At 68.6% G+C, this 21,289-nt stretch carries 18 protein-coding genes; 5 read left to right on the forward strand and 13 right to left on the reverse strand.

The features are described 5' to 3' along the window. Positions 1–113: 113 nt before the first annotated feature. The 6 genes from pyk to gap all read right to left on the reverse strand — a co-directional run bounded on the left by pyk (position 114) and on the right by gap (position 8,974). Entirely contained in the window at positions 114–1,580 is a 1,467-nt protein-coding gene (pyk, locus tag ACLB90_RS05420) for a pyruvate kinase (RefSeq protein WP_332810140.1), read from the reverse strand. A gap of 213 nt (positions 1,581–1,793) precedes the next feature. Continuing rightward, entirely contained in the window at positions 1,794–2,483 is a 690-nt protein-coding gene (locus ACLB90_RS05425; protein ID WP_411851965.1) for an HAD hydrolase-like protein, read from the reverse strand. After that, the gene (locus tag ACLB90_RS05430) at positions 2,480–3,655 is read right to left on the reverse strand and encodes a phosphoglycerate kinase (protein ID WP_411851966.1); all 1,176 of its coding nucleotides are present in this window, start codon (positions 3,653–3,655) and stop codon (positions 2,480–2,482) included. The genes ACLB90_RS05425 and ACLB90_RS05430 overlap by 4 nt, the downstream gene beginning before the upstream one ends. A 138-nt stretch (positions 3,656–3,793) precedes the next feature. Beyond that, on the reverse strand, positions 3,794–5,146 hold the full coding sequence (locus ACLB90_RS05435; protein WP_411851967.1) for a DUF3999 domain-containing protein: 1,353 nt from the start codon (positions 5,144–5,146) through the stop codon (positions 3,794–3,796). Beyond that, complete coding sequence (locus ACLB90_RS05440; RefSeq protein WP_411851968.1) at positions 5,143–7,803, reverse strand: DUF2339 domain-containing protein; 2,661 nt, start codon at positions 7,801–7,803, stop codon at positions 5,143–5,145. The genes ACLB90_RS05435 and ACLB90_RS05440 overlap by 4 nt, the downstream gene beginning before the upstream one ends. A gap of 166 nt (positions 7,804–7,969) precedes the next feature. Continuing rightward, positions 7,970–8,974 (reverse strand): type I glyceraldehyde-3-phosphate dehydrogenase, encoded by a 1,005-nt coding sequence (gap, locus tag ACLB90_RS05445; RefSeq protein ID WP_017356070.1) that lies wholly within the window; start codon positions 8,972–8,974, stop codon positions 7,970–7,972. A gap of 205 nt (positions 8,975–9,179) precedes the next feature. Between gap and ACLB90_RS05450 the strand changes: the two genes are divergently transcribed. Further along, positions 9,180–9,809 carry an OmpW/AlkL family protein gene (locus ACLB90_RS05450; protein WP_411851969.1) on the forward strand — a complete coding sequence of 210 codons (630 nt, stop codon included), beginning with the start codon at positions 9,180–9,182 and terminating at the stop codon, positions 9,807–9,809. Between the two features lie 220 nt (positions 9,810–10,029). Here the strand turns inward: ACLB90_RS05450 and ACLB90_RS05455 are convergent, their stop codons facing one another. Then, positions 10,030–10,692: an aspartate/glutamate racemase family protein gene (locus ACLB90_RS05455; protein ID WP_411851970.1), complete on the reverse strand. Its 663-nt coding sequence runs from the start codon at positions 10,690–10,692 to the stop codon at positions 10,030–10,032. Between the two features lie 137 nt (positions 10,693–10,829). Here ACLB90_RS05455 and ACLB90_RS05460 point away from each other — a divergent pair, with 137 nt between their 5' ends. Then, on the forward strand, positions 10,830–11,645 hold the full coding sequence (locus tag ACLB90_RS05460) for a S1/P1 nuclease (protein ID WP_411851971.1): 816 nt from the start codon (positions 10,830–10,832) through the stop codon (positions 11,643–11,645). A gap of 10 nt (positions 11,646–11,655) precedes the next feature. Then, positions 11,656–12,468: an MBL fold metallo-hydrolase gene (locus tag ACLB90_RS05465; RefSeq protein ID WP_411851972.1), complete on the forward strand. Its 813-nt coding sequence runs from the start codon at positions 11,656–11,658 to the stop codon at positions 12,466–12,468. A gap of 21 nt (positions 12,469–12,489) precedes the next feature. Here ACLB90_RS05465 and ACLB90_RS05470 read toward each other — a convergent pair whose 3' ends face one another. From ACLB90_RS05470 to ACLB90_RS05480, 3 genes are read right to left on the reverse strand one after another with little or no spacing between them, the layout of a single operon-like run. Then, on the reverse strand, positions 12,490–13,059 hold the full coding sequence (locus ACLB90_RS05470; protein WP_411851973.1) for a hypothetical protein: 570 nt from the start codon (positions 13,057–13,059) through the stop codon (positions 12,490–12,492). Next, on the reverse strand, positions 13,056–14,237 hold the full coding sequence (locus tag ACLB90_RS05475; RefSeq protein WP_411851974.1) for a TonB family protein: 1,182 nt from the start codon (positions 14,235–14,237) through the stop codon (positions 13,056–13,058). Before ACLB90_RS05475 ends, ACLB90_RS05470 begins: the two co-directional genes overlap by 4 nt. Then, positions 14,230–14,595, reverse strand: a complete 366-nt coding sequence (locus ACLB90_RS05480; protein ID WP_411851975.1) for a BlaI/MecI/CopY family transcriptional regulator — start codon at positions 14,593–14,595, stop codon at positions 14,230–14,232. Before ACLB90_RS05480 ends, ACLB90_RS05475 begins: the two co-directional genes overlap by 8 nt. A 118-nt stretch (positions 14,596–14,713) precedes the next feature. Between ACLB90_RS05480 and ACLB90_RS05485 the strand changes: the two genes are divergently transcribed. Together ACLB90_RS05485 and ACLB90_RS05490 are read left to right on the forward strand one after the other, a co-directional pair. Further along, the gene (locus ACLB90_RS05485; RefSeq protein WP_411851976.1) at positions 14,714–15,271 is read left to right on the forward strand and encodes a flavin reductase family protein; all 558 of its coding nucleotides are present in this window, start codon (positions 14,714–14,716) and stop codon (positions 15,269–15,271) included. Between the two features lie 31 nt (positions 15,272–15,302). Beyond that, positions 15,303–17,249 (forward strand): acetyl-CoA hydrolase/transferase C-terminal domain-containing protein, encoded by a 1,947-nt coding sequence (locus tag ACLB90_RS05490; protein ID WP_411851977.1) that lies wholly within the window; start codon positions 15,303–15,305, stop codon positions 17,247–17,249. Positions 17,250–17,342: 93 nt separating this feature from the next. Here ACLB90_RS05490 and tkt read toward each other — a convergent pair whose 3' ends face one another. The 3 genes from tkt to ACLB90_RS05505 all read right to left on the reverse strand — a co-directional run bounded on the left by tkt (position 17,343) and on the right by ACLB90_RS05505 (position 21,280). Further along, on the reverse strand, positions 17,343–19,352 hold the full coding sequence (tkt, locus tag ACLB90_RS05495; protein WP_411851978.1) for a transketolase: 2,010 nt from the start codon (positions 19,350–19,352) through the stop codon (positions 17,343–17,345). Positions 19,353–19,450: 98 nt separating this feature from the next. Next, positions 19,451–19,873, reverse strand: coding sequence for a hypothetical protein (locus tag ACLB90_RS05500; protein ID WP_411851979.1), 423 nt, complete (start codon positions 19,871–19,873; stop codon positions 19,451–19,453). A gap of 78 nt (positions 19,874–19,951) precedes the next feature. Beyond that, positions 19,952–21,280, reverse strand: coding sequence for a dicarboxylate/amino acid:cation symporter (locus ACLB90_RS05505; protein WP_411851980.1), 1,329 nt, complete (start codon positions 21,278–21,280; stop codon positions 19,952–19,954). Between the last annotated feature and the right edge of the window lie 9 nt (positions 21,281–21,289).

Genomic DNA, 21,289 nt, shown 5'->3' on the forward strand with positions numbered 1-21,289 from the left:
GAACGCCCCCCGATGTCAGGGGGCGGCCGCGACGCGGCGCGCGTGCGGCGCTGGGTCCACGGTCTGCAGCGCAAACCGTGGAAGGACAGCGCGCATGCGGTCGTGCGTACCCGTTACAGGTCGCCCAGGCCGCTGGCGCGGCCGTCTTCGCCCACTTCCAGCAGGCGCAGGGTGTTGGTCGCACCGTGGGTTTCCATGTGTTCGCCGCTGGTGAACACCACGCGGTCACCGGCCTGCAGCTGGTTGGCTTCCACCAGCAGGCGGATGCTGCCGCGTGCGGCTTCGCGCGGGGTGAAACCGCGGCTGTCGAAGTTGATCGGGAACACATCGCGCATCAGCGCCATCTGGCGACGCGCGCCATCGTGGCGGGTCACCGCGAACACCGGTGCCGAGGCACGGAAGCGCGACAGATAGCGCGCGGTGCCGCCGGACTCGGTCATCGCCACGATCGCGCGCACGCCCACATGCTGGGACAGGAACATGGTCGCCATCGCGATGGCCTGGTCGGCGCGTTCGAGGTTGCGCGGCGAGGCACCGAAGTCGGTCTCGGTCTGGAACTGGCGTTCGGCACCCAGGCAGATACGCGCCATCGCCTCCACCGCCTTGACCGGGTACGCACCGGCGGCGGTTTCCGCCGACAGCATCACCGCATCGGTACCGTCGATCACCGAGTTGGCCACGTCCAGCACTTCGGCGCGGGTCGGGATCGGGCTTTCCACCATCGACTGCAGCATCTGGGTGGCGGTAATCACCACCTTGTTCTGCGCCAGCGAGGCCTTGATGATCTTCTTCTGCAGGCCCGGCAGTTCGGCATCGCCGATTTCCACGCCGAGGTCGCCACGCGCCACCATCACCACATCGCTGGCGTCGACGATCTCTTCCAGATTCTCGATGGCTTCGGTGCGCTCGATCTTGGACACCAGCGCGGCGTAGCAGCCGTGCGATTCAGCGATCGCGCGCGCATCGTTCATGTCCTGCGCATTGCGGCAGAACGACACGGCGATGAAGTCCACGCCGATCTTGGCCACGATGCCGATCAGTTCCTTGTCGCGCTCGGTCAGCGCGCCCAGCGACAGACCACCGCCCTGCTTGTTCAGGCCCTTGCGGTCGGACAGCACGCCGTCGTTGAGCACCGTGTTGATGATGCGCTCGCCCTGCACTTCCAGCACCTGCAGCTGCATCAGGCCATCGTCGAGCAGCAGCACATCACCGGCCACCACGTCCTGCGGCAGGCCGAGGTAGCTCACGCCCACCTGGGTGGTGTCGCCGGCCGGTGCGTTTGGCGAGGCGACCAGGTCGAAGCGGTCGCCCGCCTTGAGGTGGATCTTGCCTTCGGCGAAACGCTCGATGCGGATCTTCGGGCCCGGCAGGTCGGCCAGGATGCCCACTTCCACGCCCACCCGCTGTGCGGCGGCGCGCACATCGGCGGCACGCTTGGCCTGGCCGGACGGATCGCCGTGGCTGAAGTTGAGGCGGACCACGTTCACGCCGGCGCGGAAGAGATCCTCCAGCACGCCCGGCGGGTCGGTCGCCGGTCCGAGGGTGGCAAGGATCTTGGTGCGGCGCTGACGCTCAATCATGGTAAATGGGCTCCCGGGAAAGGGTCGAAATTAGCACACCCTTCACGTCCCATGAATACGTTTACAGCCTTGTCGTAGCTGGCTTTGTCCGATGTCCTGCAGACAGCCGAAGATGACAGGGCGGACATCGGGCCGCGCCAGCATGACGCCAACGCTTGGCCCTGTTGACTCTGCGCTCGACATGCGGCGGCGTACGGAACGCCGCCGCACCGCTCAATCGATCAACGACAACAGCGCCTCGGGCGTGGCCGCCACGTGCTGCGCTCCCGCGTCGCGCAGCTCTTCGGCACCGCCAAATCCCCACAGCACGCCGATATTGCGCATCCCGTGATGACGCGCGCCGGCGATATCCATGCGCCGGTCGCCGATCATCCAGCACTGCTCCGGCACCTGCGACAGGCGCCGCAACGCCTCGGCCACCAGCTGCGGCTTTTCGCTGCGGCTGCCGTCCAGGGTTGCGCCGATCACGTCTTCGAAGCACCCGCCAAACGGCAGGTGCTCGATGATGCGGCGTGCGTGCGGCTCGTTCTTGGCGGTGACGATCGCCAGCCGATGGCCGCGCGCGTGCAGCGCCTGCACCACCTGGCCGATCTGCGGGTAGACCTCGTGTTCCTCCCAGCCGAGCACCTCGAAGCGCTCACGGTAGAACGCCACCGCCTGCTCCACCTGCGCCGGATCATCGAACAGCGGCGCGAAGCTGGTGCGCAGCGACGGCCCGATCCAGCGCCGCAGTTCCTCGTCCGGCGGCACCGGGCGCCCCAGCTGGGTAAGCGCATGCGCCACGCAGCGGGTGATGCCCACGGCCGAGTCGATCAGGGTGCCGTCGAGGTCGAAGAAGAGCGTTGCACGCGCTTCAACGGCGTGACGACCCACGGTGGTCACGCCCCGATCGGTGTCGATCACTTGCCGCGGGCCTCAAGGGCGGCCACCGCCGGCAGGGTCTTGCCTTCCAGGAACTCCAGGAACGCGCCGCCGCCGGTGGAGATGTAGCTGATCTGGTCGGCGATGTCGTACTTGTCCACTGCGGCCAGGGTGTCGCCGCCACCGGCGATGGAGAACGCCGGCGATGCGGCGATGGCCTGGGCCAGCGCCTGGGTGCCGTGGCTGAAGGCCTCGAACTCGAACACACCCACCGGGCCGTTCCAGACCACGGTACCGGCCTTGGCAATCAATCCGGCGTAGTGCTGGGCGGTATCCGGGCCGATGTCCAGGATCAGGTCGTCCTCGGCCACATCGGTGACCGCCTTGACCGTCGCTTCGGCGTCCGGCAGGAACTGCTTGGCCACCACCACGTCGGTGGGCAGCGGGATTTCGGCGCCGCGCGCCTTGGCATCGGCAACGATCCTGCGGGCGGTGTCGAGCAGGTCCGGCTCGTACAGCGACTTGCCCACGGCATGGCCTGCGGCGGCGATGAACGTGTTGGCGATGCCGCCACCCACGATCAGCTGATCGACCTTACCGACCAGGTTGGCCAGCAGTTCCAGCTTGGTGCTGACCTTGCTGCCGGCCACGATCGCCAGCAGCGGCTGTGCCGGCGCGAGCAGCGCCTTGGCCAGCGCGTCCAGCTCCGCCATCAGCAGCGGGCCACCGGCAGCCACCGGGGCGAAGCGGATCACGCCGTGCGTGGAGGCCTGCGCACGGTGCGCGGTGCCGAACGCATCCATCACGAACACGTCGCACAGCGCCGCATACCTGCGCGACAGCGCTTCATCGTCCTTGCCCTCGCCGACGTTCATGCGGCAGTTTTCCAGCAGCACGATCGAGCCCGGCGCAACATCGACGCCGTCGACCCAGTCGCGCACCAGCGGCACGTCCCTGCCCAGCAGTTGCGACAGGCGCAGCGCCACCGGTGCCAGCGAGTCGGCTTCGCTCCACACGCCTTCCGTGGGGCGCCCCAGATGCGAGGTCACCATCACCGCCGCGCCCTTCTCCAACGCCAGCTTCAACGTCGGCAGCGATGCGCTGATGCGCTGCTCGGAGGTGATGCGACCGTCTTCGATCGGCACGTTGAGGTCCTGGCGGATCAGCACGCGCTTGCCGGAAAGGTCGAGGTCGGTCATGCGAACGATGGACATGGGGCAACTCTTTGGCGGAAAAGGAAAGGGCGCCGCGCACGGCGCAGACGCCCATTGTAGATGACCCGCTTTGGCACATGGCCGGTGGCTGACGACCGTTGGTCGTCACACCCTGGCGTAACGACCAATGGCCGTTGCCTACTGCGGCTTCTGCCGCAACAGGCTGACCGCAAAGCCGCCCACCACCAGTACGCCGAGCACCAGCAGGCCCCAGAGCAGCCAGCGCTTCCAGTCGCGCACCGGCTGCACGGCGGCATCGCCGCCGAGCGGTTGCGCCGGCCCCTGCACCGTGGCCAGCGCGGGCTGCCACTGGGCGCCCTGCTGTTCGCGCAGTTGCGCGATCACCGTGCCGACCGGCGCGTCGAGGCGCGCGGCCCGCACGCTGCCGGCGGCAACGCTGAACGGCGGCTCGCCCTGGCTGAGGAAGACCAGCGCCTCGGGCTGGTAGCCGAGCTTCAGCGTCGGGGCGGCGACCACCTGGCCCTGCGAGGCCGCCAGCTTCCAGTAGCGGTCGCGCGTGGCGGCCGCCAACGACTGGGCCTGCGATTGCCGGCGCGCGGCGGTGTCCTGCAGCTGGTAGGCCACCCACGGGCCCGCACGCACCTGCCACGGCTGGCCGGGATCGTCGCGGCTGAGCAGCGTCCACTGCACCACGCTGTTGTCGGCGGTGGTGATGTCGGCCTGGGCGATCGGGAAGCGGCCGTCCAGCGTGTACTCGAACTCGCCCGGCCTGCCGGCCGTGCCGGTCAGCGCACGCCACTGCCACTGGATCGCCTGCGCGGCCGGCACCTGCTCGGCCTGCACCGCCGACAGCGCGGGAAGCGCATCGCCGCCCACCGGCAGGATGCGGAAATACTTCGCCTGGCGGCCGATCTCGACGCGTCGCTGCTGCAGGCGACGGCCATCGTGCTGCAGGTCGACCAACGGCACGTCGTCGGCAACCCGTTGCCAGTCGCGCAGGTCGTCGCTGGCGTCCACGCGCACGCGCACCTGCAGCGCGGCCGGCGCCTGCCAGTCCAGGCGCAACGCCTGCACGGCAGTGCGCAGCGCACTGGCATCCACCAGCCAGCCACCGGGATCGGCCGTGCCGACGCTGCGGCCCAGCCGGGCCTCGACCCGGCGCACGCTGCCATCGGTGTTGCGTTCGGTGAGCAGTTGCAGGTCATCGCCTGCGCTGCCGCCACGCGCCGGCAGCGGGAACCACGGCAACGACTGCCATTGCGTGGCCTGCGCCAGCGGCTGGTCGGCCGACAGCAGCGCCGACGGCAGGGCCTGCCCCTGCGCATTGAACACCTGCACGTCAGCCAGCCGCGGCGAGACCGCGCTGCGGTACTGCGCCTCGCCCAGCATCAGCCGGTAGGCACCGGCCTGTGGTGCGGACAGCTGCAGCGGCCACTGCTCGCGGTAGTCCTGACGGGCATCGGCCGCCGAGAGCGCGGGCGCGGCCAGGGCGAAGGAGAACGCGACGATCAGACGGGGGACGAGAGTCACGGCTGCAGCTCCACGGTGGATTCCGCGGCACGCGGCGGCGCCGGTGCCAGGTAACCCACGACCGTGCACAGCAGGCCGTAGGCGATGAACGAGGCGATGCCGAGCAGGTTGCCGAGATGCTGGCGGTCGATCAGGACCAGTTTGGCCAGCACCACGCCCATCAGCACCGCGCCCACCAGCCACAGCAGGCGCTGGCCGCGGCGCGAGCCCCACACCCAGCTGATCACGCCGAGCACGCTCCAGACCACGGTCAGGCTGGTCTGGGCCAGGGTCGAGGACCACAGCGCCTGGTTCCACGGCACCGCACCCCAGTGGTGCACGGTGTGCAAGGTGGTACTGGTCAGCAGGACGAAGCCGGCGATCGCCAGCAGCGGCACGCGCCAGCCGGACGCACCGGCCGGGCTGGCCGGCGACCACGCCCAGCGCGCCAGCAGCACCAGCACCGCCACCTGGGCCAGTTCCATCGGATTGAGCAGCGGCAACCACGGCAGCGGGCGCGGATCGCCGGCCAGCCACACGGTCACGACCCAGCCCAGCCCCATTACGGCGAACCAGGTGCCCTGCAACGCCAGCCGCGCGCCGTCGAAGCGCTCGCCCAATGGCAACGACAGCCAGCGCCAGCGCTGCAGCGACACGGCCACCACCGCCAGCCAGGGCAGCATCGCCAACGCGGCGGTCCAGCCCGGTGCCAGTGCGAAGCGATCGGCCAGCCAGCCGGCCAGCAGGGTCAGGACGCTGGGCCACAGCATCCACCACACGAACTGGGCGGCCAGTGCGCTGCGGTCCTGCCCGCCACGCATGCACCACAGGCCACGCACACCGAGCAGCGCAAACACCGCCCAGGCCCACGCACCGTGGCCGGCAAACGGCTGCTCGTGCACCGCCGCCTGCCACAGCGCCAGCGGGAACGCGGCGAGCAGCATCGCCAGGGTGGTCAGCACCAACGCGCGTGCCGGCCCGCGCCGGTGTGCCTCGGCCGCCCCCCAGGCGGTTACCGCAACGGCAACCAGCAGCGCATCCGGGCGGCTGTCGTGGGCAACGAAGCGGACGATCTCGTGGCTCACGCTGCCAAGCCACCACAACAGGCCCCACAGGTAATACACGATGGCCGGCGCATCGCGGCCCGCACGCCGGTAGCTGAAGGCCGACGCGAACCCGGCCAGCGCCAGCAGCAGGCCGCTCATGAAGGTGGCGTTGGCGACGGCGGTGGCGTCCAGGTGCCAGTAATCGGCCCCGACCACGAAGCCGAACGCGGCGCCGAGCTGCAGCAGCGCGCCCGCAACCTGCGGCAGCCAGCGCTGCTGGCGCAGGCCCAGCCACACCAGCGCCGCGCCTTCCAGCGCGAACACGCTGGCGGTGGCGCGCGCGGACAGGGCCAGGGGCACCGCCAGGGTGGCAAAGCCCACGGCCAGCACCGCATGCGACTGGCCCAGCGCGGCGTAGCGCGGCCGCCGGATCAGCGCCCACGCCAGGCCCGCATAGATCGCCGCCAGGCCGAGCGCGCACAGCGCCAGGGCCAGGCGGTCGTGGTGCAGCAGGCCGGCCTGCAGCGAGAACGCGATCAACGGCGTGCCGAACACCAGGCTGCCATCGACCAGATCCCGCGTTTCCGCCGGTTGGCGGCGGGCATACAGGATCGGGATCGCCAGGTAGAACGCGAAGAACAGCAGCAGGAACGGCTCGGTGCTGGCGAACTTCTCCGGCGCGTACTGCAGCACGCCCCAGGCGGTCCCGATGCCGAAGGTGAACGCGAAGCCGAGCAGGTTCAGCGCGCGCCACGGCCGCCACCAGGCGATCGCCAGGATGGCGGCGTTGAGCACGGCATAGTAGGAGAACAGCGCAACGTGGTTGCCGCTGCCGGTGGACAGCCAGATCGGCGCCATGAAGCCGGCCAGGATGCCCAGCACCGCCAACGTGCGCGAGTTCTGGACCACCGCCAGTACGCCCATGCCGGCGATCAGCAGGACGCTCATGACGAAGGCCGGCAGCGGGTCGATCAGGTCGTAGCGCTTGAACGCGGCGAAGATGGTCAGCAGCAGGATGCCGATCGCGCCGCCCTGCAGCGCCAGCGCGAACAGCCGCCGACGATCGCGCTGCAGCCAGCCGAACACCAGGCCCGCCAGCGCGCCGACCGCGATACCGGCCAGCCGCATCTCGACCGGTGGATTCAGCCAGCCCTGGTCACTGACGTACTTGAGCAGCGCGGCCACACCGGCCAGCAGCACCAGCATGCCGATCTTGACCGGCACGTTACCTTCGGTGAACCAGCGTTTGACCGCGCCCAGCGCGCGTTCGGCCAGGTCCGGGCGGTGCACGTACGGGGCGGCCTCGACCGGTCGCGCGGGGGATGGCGAGGACACCGCGGCAGCCACCTGCGGCAGCGGCGGCGGCGCGGCGACCTCGGGCGGCGGCGCTGCAACGGCCGACGGCCGCTCGACCCGCACCGGCTCGACCGCACGCGGCGGCGGCGCAGCGGGTGCCGCAACGGGTGCCGGCACGGCAATCTCCGGCGCTGCGGGACGTGCCGGGGCATCGGCCAGACCGGCTTCCAGCGCGGTCACGCGCCGGCGCAGCCCGGCGATCATCACCAGCGCGACCACCAGCAGCACGGGCACCAGCAGGACCGCCAGTCCCAGCAGGACAATCAGAGCTTCCATTCCATCAGATCCTTATCGGCCAAGCCGTGGTCTCATGCCAGCACGCGTCCACGGTACGCGGCCATGCTAATGGATCGTGGCGCCGGGCAGCGCGATGCCCGTCCCCAAACGCACGAACCCCGGCAGGTGCCGGGGTTCGCGGGTACAACGCAGCGGTGCGGCGCGATTACTTCGCGGCCACGACCTTGGCCATTTCCAGGCACTTGTTGGAGTAGCCCCACTCGTTGTCGTACCAGGACACGAGCTTGACGAAGGTGCCGTCCAGGGCGATGCCGGCGTCGGCATCGAACACCGAGGTGTGGGTCTCGCCGCGGAAGTCGGTCGCCACGACCTTGTCTTCGGTGTAACCCAGCACGCCCTTCAGTGCGCCTTCGCTCTGTGCCTTCACTTCGGCGCAGATCTCGGCGTAGGTGGCTTCCTTTTCCAGCTCGACGGTCAGGTCGACCACCGACACGTCCGAGGTCGGCACGCGGAAGCTCATGCCGGTGAGCTTCTTGTTCAGCTCCGGAATGACCACGCCCACGGCCTTGGCCGCACCGGTGGACGAGGGAATGATGTTCTCCAGGATGCCGCGGCCGCCGCGCCAGTCCTTGTTGGACGGGCCATCGACGGTCTTCTGGGTGGCGGTGGCCGCATGCACGGTGGTCATCAGGCCGCGCTTGATGCCCCACTTGTCATTGATGACCTTGGCCAGCGGGGCCAGGCAGTTGGTGGTGCACGACGCGTTGGACACGATCGCCTGGCCGGCGTAGGTCTTGTCATTGACGCCGAACACGAACATCGGGGTGTCGTCCTTGGACGGCGCCGACATGATCACCTTCTTGGCGCCCGCATCGATGTGCTTCTGCGCGGTGTCCTTGGTCAGGAACAGGCCGGTCGATTCGATCACCACGTCCACGCCCACTTCGTCCCACTTCAGGTTGGACGGGTCGCGTTCCTGGGTCAGGCGGATCTTCTTGCCGTTGACCAGCAGGTCGCCGCCGGACACGGCCACGTCGGCCTTGAAACGGCCATGCACGGAGTCGTACTTCAGCATGTAAGCCAGGTAGTCCGGCTCGAGCAGATCGTTGATGGCGACGATTTCGATGTCATTGCCGAAGTTCAGCACGGCCGAACGCAGCACGTTGCGCCCGATGCGACCGAAACCATTGATGCCAACCTTGATTGCCATGTTCACAAGCTCCTGCAGCCGCGACGGTGCGGCGCCGATGGTAAGGGGCCGTCATTCTAGCAGGGCCGGACCGGCCCGTTTCCGGCCCCGGCCGGAGGTAAACGGTTACACACCGCGAACCGGGGATTGATCAGAATCAAGGCGCCTGCGGGCACGGAGGGGAAAACTGGCCCCACTCCATTCCACCCCGCAACGAGACACCCTCATGCGCAAGACCGCCCCCCTCCTGCTGTCCAGCCTGGCCGCCGCCCTGGCGCTGGCCGCCGCCCCCGCCATGGCCCAGTCCAAGGGCGACTGGACGATCGGTGCCGGCGTGCACCAGGTCGCCCCGAAGTCGAACAACGGCGCACTGGCCGGCGGGACGCTGAAGGTCGACGTCGACAACGACATCAAGCCGACCATCACCGGCGAGTACTTCATCGCCGACAACCTGGGCATCGAGGTGCTGGCAGCGCTGCCGTTCAAGCACGACATCAACATCGCCGGCCTGGGCCGCGTGGGCAGCACCAAGCACCTGCCGCCGGTGATCTCGCTGCAGTACCACTTCAACAGCAAGGGCAAGGTCTCGCCGTTCGTCGGCGCCGGCCTGAACTACACCACCTTCTTCAGCGAGGAAACCGGCGGCGCGCTGGCCGGCAGCACGCTGAAGCTGGACGACTCGTGGGGCCTGGCCGCACACGCCGGCGTGGATTTCGCGGTCAGCGACAAGGGCTCGCTGCGCGTGGATGTGCGCTGGATCGACATCGACACCGGGGTCAAGCTCGATGGCGAGAAGATCGGCACCGTCAACATCGACCCGCTGGCCTACGGCGTGTCCTACGTATTCAAGTTCTGATCGGCGGATCGGAACACAACCGCGCAACACCCCTCGCAGCAAAGCGCTTTCCCCGGCTACGGCCGGGGATTTTTTTTGACCAACGCACCAGCAGCCGCATCCGTAGTGCCGGGTTCTACCCGGCTGCTCCTGGCGTGGCGACCAACGCAACAGCAGCCGGGCAGAGCCCGGCTCTACAAGGGGTGGTGCCCTCGCGCCAGCAGCCGGGCAGAGCCCGGCTCTACAGGAGGTGGTGCCCTGCTGCCTGTGCGTGCAGGGCGGCGGTGTCGAACAGTGGCACCGTGGCGTCCTCGTAGGTGACCAGCAGCATGATTTCGGTACAGCCCAGGATGATGGCCTGCGCGCCCCGATCCACCAGCCGCTGCATCACCCCGCGATAGACGTCGCGCGATGCCGGCAGCACCCGGCCCTGCACCAGCTCGTCGTAGATGATCCGGTGCACCGCCGCCCGGTCGTCCACGTCCGGCACCAGCACCTCAAGACCGAAGCGTTCGGCCAGCCGTACCCGGTAGAAATCCTGCTCCATCGTGAACGCCGTACCGAGCAGCCCCACCCGCTGCAGACCCGACGCCTGGATCAGCGCGCCAACGGGATCGGCGATATGCAGCAGCGGCACGCCGATGGCGGCCTGTACCGCGTCAGCCATCAGGTGCATCGTGTTGGTGCAGATCACGATGGCGGTCGCGCCCGCCGCTTCCAGGCGCTGCGCCACCTCGACCATCTCACGGGTGGCCGCCGCCCAGTCGCCGGACCGCTGCAACGCCTCGATGTCGGCGAAGTCGAACGACCACATCAACAGGCGCGCAGAGTGCATCCCGCCCTGCGCATCGCGCACCTGCTCGTTGATCATCCGGTAATAGTGGGCAGAGCTTTCCCAGCTCATGCCGCCAATCAAACCCAAGACCTTCTGCACCGACGCCGCTCCCGTGGTTGGCCAAGCGCCCAGCCTACCCGCCCCGGCCGCCGGCCGGCCAGATCCGGGCAAACCCAGCGGCGGACGCGCCGGCTAGAATGCAGCCGATGAAAATTGCCTCCCTGCTTCCGGCCGCCGCTCTCGCGCTGGCCCTCACCGCCGTTTCCACCGATGCCCTGGCCTGGGGCGCGCAAGGCCATCGCCTGGTCGCCCGCGTCGCCGAAGTCCGCCTCACCCCGCAGGCCAAGGCGCAGGTCGATCGCCTGCTGGCCGGCGAACCCGACCCGACCCTGCACGCCATCGCGCCCTGGGCCGACGAACTGCGCGCCAAGGACCCCGGCCTGGGCCGGCGATCGGCGCGCTGGCACTACGTCAACATCGGCGAAGACAACTGCCACTACACCGCGCAGAAGCACTGCAAGGGTGGCAACTGCGTGGTCGAGGCGCTCAAGGCGCAGACGGCCATTCTCGCCGACCGTACCCGCCCCGATGCCGAGCGCGCGCAGGCACTGAAGTTCGTCGTGCATTTCGCCGGCGACATCCATCAGCCGATGCATGCCGGCTACGGGCACGACAAGGGCGGCAACGATTTCCAGGTGCAGTTCAACAACCGCGGTACCAACCTGCACTCGCTGTGGGACAGCGGCATGCTCAATGCGCTGAAGCTCGACGACGACCAGTACCTGGCCCGTCTGATGGCGCTGCCGGCACCAAAGGTGGACAAGCGCTCGAAGATCGACCGCGACGCCGTGCAATGGGCCGAAGCCAGCTGCCGGATCGCCATTGCACCTGGCGTTTACCCGGACAAGCGTACGCTTCCCCCGGAGTACGCCGCGACCTACCGTCCGGTCGCCGAGCGCGAACTGCGCCTGGCCGGCGAGCGCCTGGCCGTGCTGCTCAACGACTCTCTGGGCAAACGCTGAGGCCACCGCCATGACACCGCACGTCGCCAGTTTCTTCCACCCGGACAGCCACACCTTCAGTTATGTGGTGCACGACCCGGCGACGTTGCAGGCCGCGGTGATCGATCCGGTGCTGGACTACGACCCGGACACCGACGCGCTCGGTGCCGGCCCCCTGCAGCCCCTGCTGGCGCACGTGCGCGAGCACGGCCTGCAGGTACGCTGGCTGCTGGAAACCCACGCACACGCCGACCACATCAGCGCCGGCCGCTGGCTCAAGCCGCACTGGCCGCAGGCCACGCTGGCGATGGGCCAGGGCATCGTGCAGGTGCAGCGTACGTTCGCCCCGCGCTATGCGCTGGACGTGCCGACCGACGGCTCGCAGTTCGATCATCTGTTCGCCGATGGCGAGCGGTTCGCGCTCGGCGACATTGCCGCCGAGGTCATCGCCGTGCCGGGCCACACCAGCGACAGCGTGGCCTACCGCATCGGCGATGCGCTGTTCACCGGTGATTCGCTGTTCATGCCCGATGGCGGTACCGCGCGCTGCGATTTCCCGGGCGGCGACGCCGCCCAGTTGTACCGTTCCATCCAGCGGCTGCTCACCCTACCCGATGCCACCCGTGTGTTCATCTGCCACGACTACGGCCCGGGCGGGCGCGATGTCGCCAATGAAACCACCATCGGGCAACAGCGCGCGCGCAACATCCACCTGCACGACGGCGTCAGCCAGGCGGAGTTCGTCGCCACCCGCCAGGCCCGCGATGCGACGCTGGCCGAGCCGAAACTGATGCATCCGTCGGTGAAGGCGAATCTGCAGGGCGGCCCGCAACGCGCCCCCTGACCGCGCCGCCGCTGCCAGGACTCAACGACTCTGGCGGCGAACCGTCTGCTGTCCCTTCACGATCTCGAAGGTGAACGCGTAGAGCAGGCTGACCGGCACCGGCTCGATGCGCTCGGCCCCCTCGCAGTCGCCCCGATCACTCGGCACCCGGCCCGCCGGATAGTGGCACACCGCTGCCGGCGAGTAGCGCCACTGCGCCACCGCCGCCTGCGCGGCATCCAGCAGGGCCGTATTCTCCGCGGCGGCAGCGGCACTGCACGACGCGCGGTCGGTCAGCGGCAGGCTGCGTTCGACCCGGCCCTCGGCATCCACCACCACCTGCAGGCAGATGGTGGTCGGCGCGAGCGAGCGACGCGGGTCGCGGTCGCCGACCACCGGATCGGGCGCTGCATACAACTGCGGCATGCGATAGCCTTCGCTCGCCTTCAGCATGTACGGCTGCACCTGCCCGGCACCGCCGCCGCCATCCACCTTCAACCGCTGATGGTCCACGTTTTCCCTGCGGGTATCGACGGTGGTGAGCTGGTCGTGACCGGCGCAGCCGCCGGTCACCAGCACCGACACCAGCACCGGTGTCAGCGCCCACCTCATTGGCCGGGGCCGGTGTTGTCGAGCTTGAACGTCATCGGGATCTTCAGTGCCGAGGCGACTGCCTTGCCATCCTGCAGCGCCGGCTCGAACGTCCACTCTTTCGCGGCCGCGATGGAGACCGCGTCGAATACGCCGGCCGGCGTTGACGTCAGTACCCGGATGTCGCCGGTCCTGCCCTGCGCATCCACTTCCACGCGCAGCACCACTTTGCCCGACACGCCCTGTTCAAATGCGCTCTTCGGATACTTCGGCGCCGTCATCTCCTTCGCCTTCGCATCCACCTGTACGGGCGCGGCGCCAGCGCCCTGCCCGGCCCACGCGATCCCGCCGAGCCCCACGCACAACCCCACCACCAGTACCTGCCCGGACAACCACGGCAACGCCTTCCGTTTGTGCTGCTTCAACATGGCAATACGCTCCTTCAACATCGGTTGGCTGCGCCAGTGGCATGCCATCGGCGCAACCGGGTGGGCCAACTGCGCCTTCAACAGCGCGTTGGCATAAAGACGGCGCAGGGCCGGATGCGGATCGACCGTGCGCGCGTCGCAGGCCAGTTCCTGGTCACGCAGCAGGCGACGCACGGTCCACGGCAGCAGCGGATGGAACCAGAACACGCAGCGCAGGACCGTCAGCGCCGCATTGGCCCACGGATCGCCATGCCGCCGGTGGCTGTGTTCGTGGCGCAGGATCAGGTCCTGCTCGGCCGGACTGAAGCGCTGCTCGAAATCCGGTCCGACCACCACGCGTGGCCGCCACAGACCCACCAGCGCAGGCAGGCCGGGATCGCCCTGCGCCTGCCAGCTGCCATCGACACGGGGCTGCAGGCGGCCGAGCGCACGTTCGAAGCGGCGCTGTGCGCGCCAACTGGCCGTGGCCATCACCAGCGCGCCGGCCAGCCACGTGGCGAGCAGCAGCAGCGGCCACACCGGGGTATCGGCGGACACGTCCGGTGCGCGCAGCGCGGCCGCCATCACCTTCACCGGCGCGGCCTCGGTGAGCGGGAGGTTCGGCAATGGCAGGTACGGCACCACCAGCAGCATCGGCAGCAGCCACCAGCTGCGGTACGCCAGCGCCGCGCCACCCAGCCTCAGCAGCAGGGGGCGTATCGCGGCCAGCACCAGCACCGCCACCGACAGCCACACACTGGCCTGCAGCAGTCCGTTGAGGAGCTCAATCATGGTCGAGCTCCTGGATCAGCTTTTTGAGGTCGGCGATGTCCTGCGCGCTCAGCTCCCCGCGCTGGCTGAAGTGCGCCACCAGCGGCGCCACGCGTCCGTCGAACACACGCCCGAGGAAGCCCTCGCTCTGCTCGGCCACCCAGGTCTGGCGCTGCAGCACGGGCGAGTAGCGGTAACGGCGGCCGTCGCGGCTGGCGCTGATCGCGCCCTTGGTCAGCAGGCGGTTGAGCAGGGTTTTGATGGTCGGCTCGGCCCAGTCGCGGTCGGCCAGCGCGGCCACCACCTCGTCGGCTCCCAGCGGATGGCTGCGCCACAACACGTCCATCACCACGGCTTCGGCTTCGCTGATCTGGCTCATCATTTACATCCGTAATCGACAAGCCGATTACGCCCGTAATCGAATTCAGTGTCAAGCCCTTCGACAACCGGTTCATGCGCACGCTGCCAGCATCGGACGATTCCCCGTGGAGGCGCCGATGAGACGCTATCGGAAAGTCGACTTCCCCGTCGCCGAGGTGCGACGCTACCTCGAACCCGGTCCGGTGGTGCTGGTCAGCTCGGCATGGAAGGGCCAGCGCGACATCATGACGATGGGCTGGCACATGGTGCTGGAGTTCGTCCCGTCACGGCTGGCAACGATGATCTCCAGCGGCAACCACAGCTTCGAGCTGATCCGCCGCAGTGGCGAATGCGTCATCAATGTACCCACTGCCACGATGCTCGATACGGTTGTGGCCATCGGCAACAGCAGCGGCGCGGAGATCGACAAGTTCGCGCACTTTGGCCTGGATGCCGTGGCCGGCAGCGCGGTGGCCGCCCCGCTGATCGCGCAGTGCCCCGCCAGCTTCGAGTGCCGTCTGGTCGACCGCAGCCAGATCACACGACATGGGCTCTTCATCTGGGAGGTGGTCAAGGCACACGTCGCGCGTTCTCCCAGGCTGCCGCGCACGGTGCACTACCGCGGCGATGGGCAGTTCATGGTCTCCGGTGACGAGGTCTCGCGTCGCCGTCTGTTCAACCCCGGAATGCTGTAATGGCCCGCATGATTTCGCAGGAACGCGCCGCATGACCGAACACCTGACCGACCTCGACGCCGCCGTTGACTGGCTGCTGCAACGGGTCGATGGCCCCCTTCGCGTGGGTGCCCCGCTGGCGCTGGGCAAGCCGCACCGCCTGCTCAACGCCCTGTATGCGCGCGTGGAAAACGATGCCTCGCGGCCGCTGCAGCTGTACACCGCACTGTCGTTGAACCCGCCACGCGGCGGTGCCGGGCTGGAAGCGCGCTTCATGGGGCCGTTTGCCGAGCGCCACTTCGGCGCGGATTTCCCGCGCCTGGCCTACGCCGATGCGATGGTGCGCGATCGCCTGCCCGACCATGTGCAGGTGGAAGAGTTCTACATGCAGTCCGGTGCGCTGCTGGGCTCGTCGCAGGCGCAGCGCAGCTACACCAGCCTCAACTACACCCACGCCGCCGACGCGGTGGCGCAGCGCGCGCCGCACGCGATCGTGCAGAAAGTGGCGATGCGTGCGAACGACCGGCGCCTGTCGCTGTCGTGCAACAACGACATCACCCAGGACACTCTGGATGCAATGGTCGCGCGCGGGCTGCCGCGCCCGCTGATGATCGCCGAGATCGATCCGCAGCTGCCCTACCTGGCCGGCTCGGCCACGGTGGATGTGTCGTTCTTCGATCTGGTGATCACGCCCCCCGGGCCGTATCCGGATCTGTTCGGCCTGCCGCGCCAACCGGTCGGCGATGCCGACTACGCCATCGGCCTGTACGCCAGCGCGCTGGTACGCGACGGTGGCACCCTGCAGATCGGCATCGGTACCCTGGCCGATGCGCTGAGCCACGCGCTGGTACTGCGCCACACCGACAACGCGCGCTACCGGCAGATCCTGCAGGCGCTCGATCCCGACCTGGCCACGCACCCCAGCGTGCTCGCCTCCGGTGGGCTGGACCCGTTCGAGATCGGCCTGTACGGCTGCAGTGAAATGCTCAACGAAGGGTTCCGCCGGCTGGTCCAGACCGGGGTGATCCGGCGCAAGGTGCACGACGATCTGGCCCTGCTGCAGCGGATCGAGAATGGCACCGCCTGGACCACCGATTACGCCACCCTCGAAGCCGAAGGCGAGTACCTGCACGGCGCTTTCTACCTGGGCTCGCCGGAGTTCTACCAGTGGCTGCGCGACCTGCCCGATGACGAGCGCAGTGCGATCGGCATGCGCCGGATCAGCGAGATCAACCAGCTCTACGGCGGCGATGAGACGCTGGAACGGATGCAGCGCCGCGATGCGCGCTTCTTCAACTCCTGCATGATGGCCACCGCACTGGGCGCGGCCGTTTCCGATGCGCTGGAAGACGGACGCGTGGTCTCCGGCGTGGGCGGCCAGTACAACTTCGTGGCGATGGCCCATGCCCTCCCCGGCGCGCGCAGCGCGCTGATCTTCCGTGCCACGCGCGAGGACAAGGGCGTGCTGCAGTCGAACGTGCGCTGGAACTACGGGCACACCACCATCCCGCGCCACCTGCGCGACCTGTACATCAACGAGTACGGCATCGCCGACCTGCGCAACATGACCGACGAGGACTGCGTGATCGCGATGGCGGGCATCACCGATGCGCGCTTCCAGGCGGCGCTGCTGGACCAGGCCAAGGCGGCGAAGAAGCTGGCCACCGGGTTTGCCGCACCGCCGGCCTGGCAGCGCAATTCCGCCACGTCGGTCAGCGCGGCACTGGCGCCGTTCCGCCAGTCCGGGCTGCTGCCGGACTACCCGCTGGGCAGCGACTTCACCGAGGTGGAGCAGCACCTGGTCAAGGCGCTGGGCTGGCTGAAGCAGAACACGCAGACGCGCGCGGCCAAGCTGCGCACGGTGCTGGCGGCGGTCATGCAGCCGGCCGGTGACGGCGACGCGGTGTATCTGCAGCGCATGGGGCTGGAGGCCCCGAAGGACATCGGCGAACGGATCGAAGCGCGGCTGGTGCGGTTGGGGTTGGCGCGTACCGCATAGGCGGTACGGGTCTGCCGGGTTCCCCCTGGGCAAACGCAGAAGGCCGGGCAATGCCCGGCCTTCCGTTTACACCACTGGATCACCCGAAGGCGATCAGTTGGCCAACTGCGCCTTGGCCGCTGCCACCACCGCCTCGGTGGTGATGCCGAAGTGCTTGTACAGCGCATCGGCCGGGGCCGAGGCACCGAAGGTGTCGATGCCGATCACCGCACCGTCCAGGCCCACGTACTGGCGCCAGAAACCGGTGACGCCGGCTTCCACTGCCACGCGGTTGCGCACGGCGTTGGGCAGCACGGACTCGCGGTAGGCCGCGTCCTGACGCTCGAACACGTCGGTGGACGGCATGGACACCACGCGGGCCTTGATGCCGGCGGCATCCAGTTCCGCCTTGGCGGCCACGGCCAGGCCCACTTCCGAACCGGTGCCGATCAGGATCACGTCCGGCACGCCGCCTTCGGCGTCGGCCAGCACGTAACCACCGCGCGCGATCTGTGCGACCTGCGTGTCGTTGCGCGGCTGGTGCGGCAGGTTCTGGCGGCTGAACACCAGGCAGCTCGGACCGTCGGTACGGGTGATCGCCGACTTCCAGCTGACCGCCGACTCGACCGCATCGCACGGGCGCCACACATCGTTGTTCGGGATGTAGCGCAGCGAGGCCAGGTGCTCCACCGGCTGGTGGGTCGGGCCGTCTTCGCCGAGGCCGATCGAATCGTGGGTGTACACGTGGATCGCGTGCGCCGGGATCAGCGCGCTCATGCGCACGCCGTTGCGGGCGTAGTCGCTGAACACCAGGAAGGTGGCATCGAACGGAATGAACCCGCCATGCAGCGCCAAGCCGTTGGCGATGGCGGTCATGCCGAACTCGCGCACGCCGTAGTACACGTAGTTGGCGTTCGGGTCGTCGGTGGCGACCGACTTGCTGGCCTTCCACAGGGTCAGGTTGGAGTGCGCCAGATCGGCCGAACCGCCAACCAGCTCCGGCAGCAGCGGCGCGAACGCTTCGATTGCCAGCTGCGAGGCCTTGCGCGAGGCGATGGTCTGGCCGTCGGCCTGGACCTGCGCGATGTAGGCATCGGCCTTGGCCACGAAATCGGCCGGCAGCTCACCGTGCGAGCGACGGATCAGTTCCTCGGCTTCGGCCGGGAACTGCGCGGCGTACTTGTCGAACTGCAGTTCCCACTCGGCCTGGCGCAGGGTGCCGGTACCGCCGGCACGCCAGCCGGCGTAGATCTCCTCGGGGATCTCGAACGGGCCGTAGTTCCAGCCAAGCTGCTTGCGGGTGGCCTCCAGCTCGTCCTTGCCCAGCGGCGCGCCGTGGCTGGATTCCTTGCCGGCCTTGCCCGGCGAACCAAACCCGATGGTGGTGCGGCAGCAGATCAGGGTCGGCTTGTCGAACTGCGACAGGGCGCCGTCGATGGCGGCCTTGATGCTTTCCGGGTCGTGGCCGTCAACGCCGCGCACCACGTTCCAGCCATAGGCCTCGAAACGTTCGGGGGTGTTGTCGGTGAACCAGCCTTCGGTGTTGCCGTCGATGGAGATGTGGTTGTCGTCCCAGAAGCAGACCAGCTTGCCCAGGCCCCAGGTGCCGGCCAGCGAGGCCGCTTCGTGGGACACGCCTTCCATCAGGCAGCCGTCGCCCAGGAACACCCAGGTGCGGTGGTCGACGATCTCGTGTTCGGGGCGGTTGTAACGCTGTGCCAGCAGCTTCTCGGCGAGCGCGAAGCCCACGGCGTTGGCCAGGCCCTGGCCGAGCGGACCGGTGGTGGTTTCCACGCCGGGGGTTTCATGGCGTTCCGGGTGACCGGCGGTCTTGCTGCCGAGCTGGCGGAACTGCTTGAGCTGCTCGATCGGCAGGTCGTAGCCGCTCAGGTGCAGCAGCGCGTACTGCAGCATCGAGCCGTGGCCGTTGGACAGCACGAAGCGGTCGCGGTTGAACCACTTCGGGTTGTTCGGGTTGTGACGGAGATAATCGTTCCAGAGCACTTCGGCGATGTCGGCCATGCCCATCGGCATGCCGGGATGGCCGGACTTGGCGGTTTCGACCGCATCAGCGGCAAGGAAGCGGATGGCGTTGGCCAACTGGCGGCGGGTAGGCTGCGTCATGGTTCTGTGGGATCAGGAGGCTCCCGCGGAGCTGCGGGCTGCCCATTGTCCCACAGACGACCGGTGGGGTCAGTCCGGGTCAGGCCCGGACCGGCACCTCAGCCGCGCGCAGCGTCGATGAACGCGCACATGGCCCTGCGCTGCACGTCCTCGCGCGTGGCATAGCCGGCCGGCAGGGTCTTGCTGACGGTGATGCGGGCCCCCTCCCCCTCGCCTTCAACCAGCACGTTCACCGGCAGGGTCACCTGGCGGTCGGCCAGCGGGGCGGTCTGTTCCAGGGTCACCGACCCCAGCTCGGGGTCCAGCCGGCCCACGGTCAGGCCCGCTTTGAGGCCCTCCGCGTGGATCCGCCGCAGGGCTTCGGCCGGCGCGACGTCGGGCACCACGTCCCAGGTGAAGAACTGGCGGCCGGCGGCGAAGCTGCCGGTGGTGCTGGCGTGGGTCTCACAGGTACGTGGTTCAGCGCCGGCGTCGAACGCCAGCAAGGCCAGGCCAACGGCCAGCAGATGCGAAATCCTCATTTCGGCTCCTTTCCGCACGGCGCCGATCCCGGCGCCTTCCATGCGCCGGTTGAGTATCCCATCGTGACTGGCGGCGGTTCAATCGCCGTTGACGCGTCCCGCCGTCGCCGGCGGCAGTTCCTCGGTCTCGCCCTTGGCCACCAGCGTGGTCAGGGCCAGGTCGCCGGTCACGTTCAGCGCGGTACGGCACATGTCCAGGAAGTGGTTCACGCCGAGGATCAGGCCGATGCCCAGCGGATTGACGCCGACCATCGCGCAGATCATCGCCACCACCGGCAGCGAGCCGGACGGCACGCCTGCGGTACCGATACCGCCCAGGATGCACACCGCCATGACCATGATCTGCTGGCCGATGCTCAGGTCCACGCCGAAGAACTGGGCCAGGAAGATCACCGTCACGCCCTCGAACAGCGCGGTGCCGTTCTGGTTGGCGGTGGCGCCGACAGTCAGCACGAAGCGCGACACCCGCTGCGGCAGGCCCATCTGGTCGGCCACGCGCAGCGCGGTCGGCAGGGTGGCGTTGCTGGAGGCGGTGGAGAAGGCCATCACCGTTGCTTCCTGCGTATCGCGGAAGAACGACAGCGGCGAACGGCCGGACAACCACACCGCCGTGCCGTAGGTCACCACCATGTGCAGGCCAAGCGCCAGCACCACCACGCCCACGTAGGCGCCGAGGCGGACGATCAGGTCCAGCCCGAACAACGCGGCCAGATTGAACATGAAGCAGGCCACCGCGTACGGCGCCAGGCGGATGACGAGGTTGATCAGCGTCATCGAGACTTCGAACACGCCTTCGATCGCGCGGCGCAGCGGGGCAACCTTGTCGTCGTCGCTGAGCACCATGCCGATGCCGAACATCAGCGCAAAGAACATCAGCGACAGGATGGCGCCATTGTCGGAGGCGGCCTGGAGCACGTTGCTCGGCACGATCGACAGCAGCATGTCCATGCCCTTGGGGGTTTCATGGATGCCGGCCACGATCTCCCTGCTGCGCTCGGCATTCTCCGAGAGCATCTGCGCGGCGACCTGCGGGTCCACGCCGGCACCGGGCTTGAGCACGTTGACCAGCACCAGGCCGATGCCCACCGCGATGCCCGACAGCAGCACCGTGTAGGCCAGCGTCTTCCAGCCGATCCGGCCCAGGGCGCGGATATCGCCCATCTCCGACACGCCCATGATCAGCGCCGAGAAGATCAGCGGCACGATCAGCATGAAGATCAGGTTGAGGAACAGGCCCGACAGCGGCGTGGTGACCCAGGCCATCACCCCCTTGGCGACGTCGCCCAGGCCCGGAACGGCCGGGGCCGCAGCGTGCACGAACAGGCCCAGCAACAGGCCGATGCCGAAGCCGATGCCCATTTTCCAGTGCAATGGCAGCTTCTGCCGGGTCTTTGCGGCCTCAGTCATCGAACGGCT

The sequence above is a fragment of the Stenotrophomonas sp. LGBM10 genome (genome assembly GCF_046736075.1).
Taxonomy (GTDB): Bacteria; Pseudomonadota; Gammaproteobacteria; order Xanthomonadales; family Xanthomonadaceae; genus Stenotrophomonas.

Excerpts from the sequence above, each read along its gene's own strand:
- pyk (WP_332810140.1), bottom strand. The coding sequence starts at position 1,580 with ATGATTGAGCGTCAGCGCCGCACCAAGATCCTTGCCACCCTCGGACCG.
- ACLB90_RS05430 (WP_411851966.1), bottom strand. The coding sequence starts at position 3,655 with ATGTCCATCGTTCGCATGACCGACCTCGACCTTTCCGGCAAGCGCGTG.
- ACLB90_RS05440 (WP_411851968.1), bottom strand. The coding sequence starts at position 7,803 with ATGGAAGCTCTGATTGTCCTGCTGGGACTGGCGGTCCTGCTGGTGCCC.
- gap (WP_017356070.1), bottom strand. The coding sequence starts at position 8,974 with ATGGCAATCAAGGTTGGCATCAATGGTTTCGGTCGCATCGGGCGCAAC.
- ACLB90_RS05450 (WP_411851969.1), top strand. The coding sequence starts at position 9,180 with ATGCGCAAGACCGCCCCCCTCCTGCTGTCCAGCCTGGCCGCCGCCCTG.
- ACLB90_RS05455 (WP_411851970.1), bottom strand. The coding sequence starts at position 10,692 with ATGAGCTGGGAAAGCTCTGCCCACTATTACCGGATGATCAACGAGCAG.
- ACLB90_RS05460 (WP_411851971.1), top strand. The coding sequence starts at position 10,830 with ATGAAAATTGCCTCCCTGCTTCCGGCCGCCGCTCTCGCGCTGGCCCTC.
- ACLB90_RS05465 (WP_411851972.1), top strand. The coding sequence starts at position 11,656 with ATGACACCGCACGTCGCCAGTTTCTTCCACCCGGACAGCCACACCTTC.
- ACLB90_RS05470 (WP_411851973.1), bottom strand. The coding sequence starts at position 13,059 with ATGAGGTGGGCGCTGACACCGGTGCTGGTGTCGGTGCTGGTGACCGGC.
- ACLB90_RS05475 (WP_411851974.1), bottom strand. The coding sequence starts at position 14,237 with ATGATTGAGCTCCTCAACGGACTGCTGCAGGCCAGTGTGTGGCTGTCG.
- ACLB90_RS05480 (WP_411851975.1), bottom strand. The coding sequence starts at position 14,595 with ATGAGCCAGATCAGCGAAGCCGAAGCCGTGGTGATGGACGTGTTGTGG.
- ACLB90_RS05485 (WP_411851976.1), top strand. The coding sequence starts at position 14,714 with ATGAGACGCTATCGGAAAGTCGACTTCCCCGTCGCCGAGGTGCGACGC.
- ACLB90_RS05490 (WP_411851977.1), top strand. The coding sequence starts at position 15,303 with ATGACCGAACACCTGACCGACCTCGACGCCGCCGTTGACTGGCTGCTG.
- tkt (WP_411851978.1), bottom strand. The coding sequence starts at position 19,352 with ATGACGCAGCCTACCCGCCGCCAGTTGGCCAACGCCATCCGCTTCCTT.
- ACLB90_RS05500 (WP_411851979.1), bottom strand. The coding sequence starts at position 19,873 with ATGAGGATTTCGCATCTGCTGGCCGTTGGCCTGGCCTTGCTGGCGTTC.
- ACLB90_RS05505 (WP_411851980.1), bottom strand. The coding sequence starts at position 21,280 with ATGACTGAGGCCGCAAAGACCCGGCAGAAGCTGCCATTGCACTGGAAA.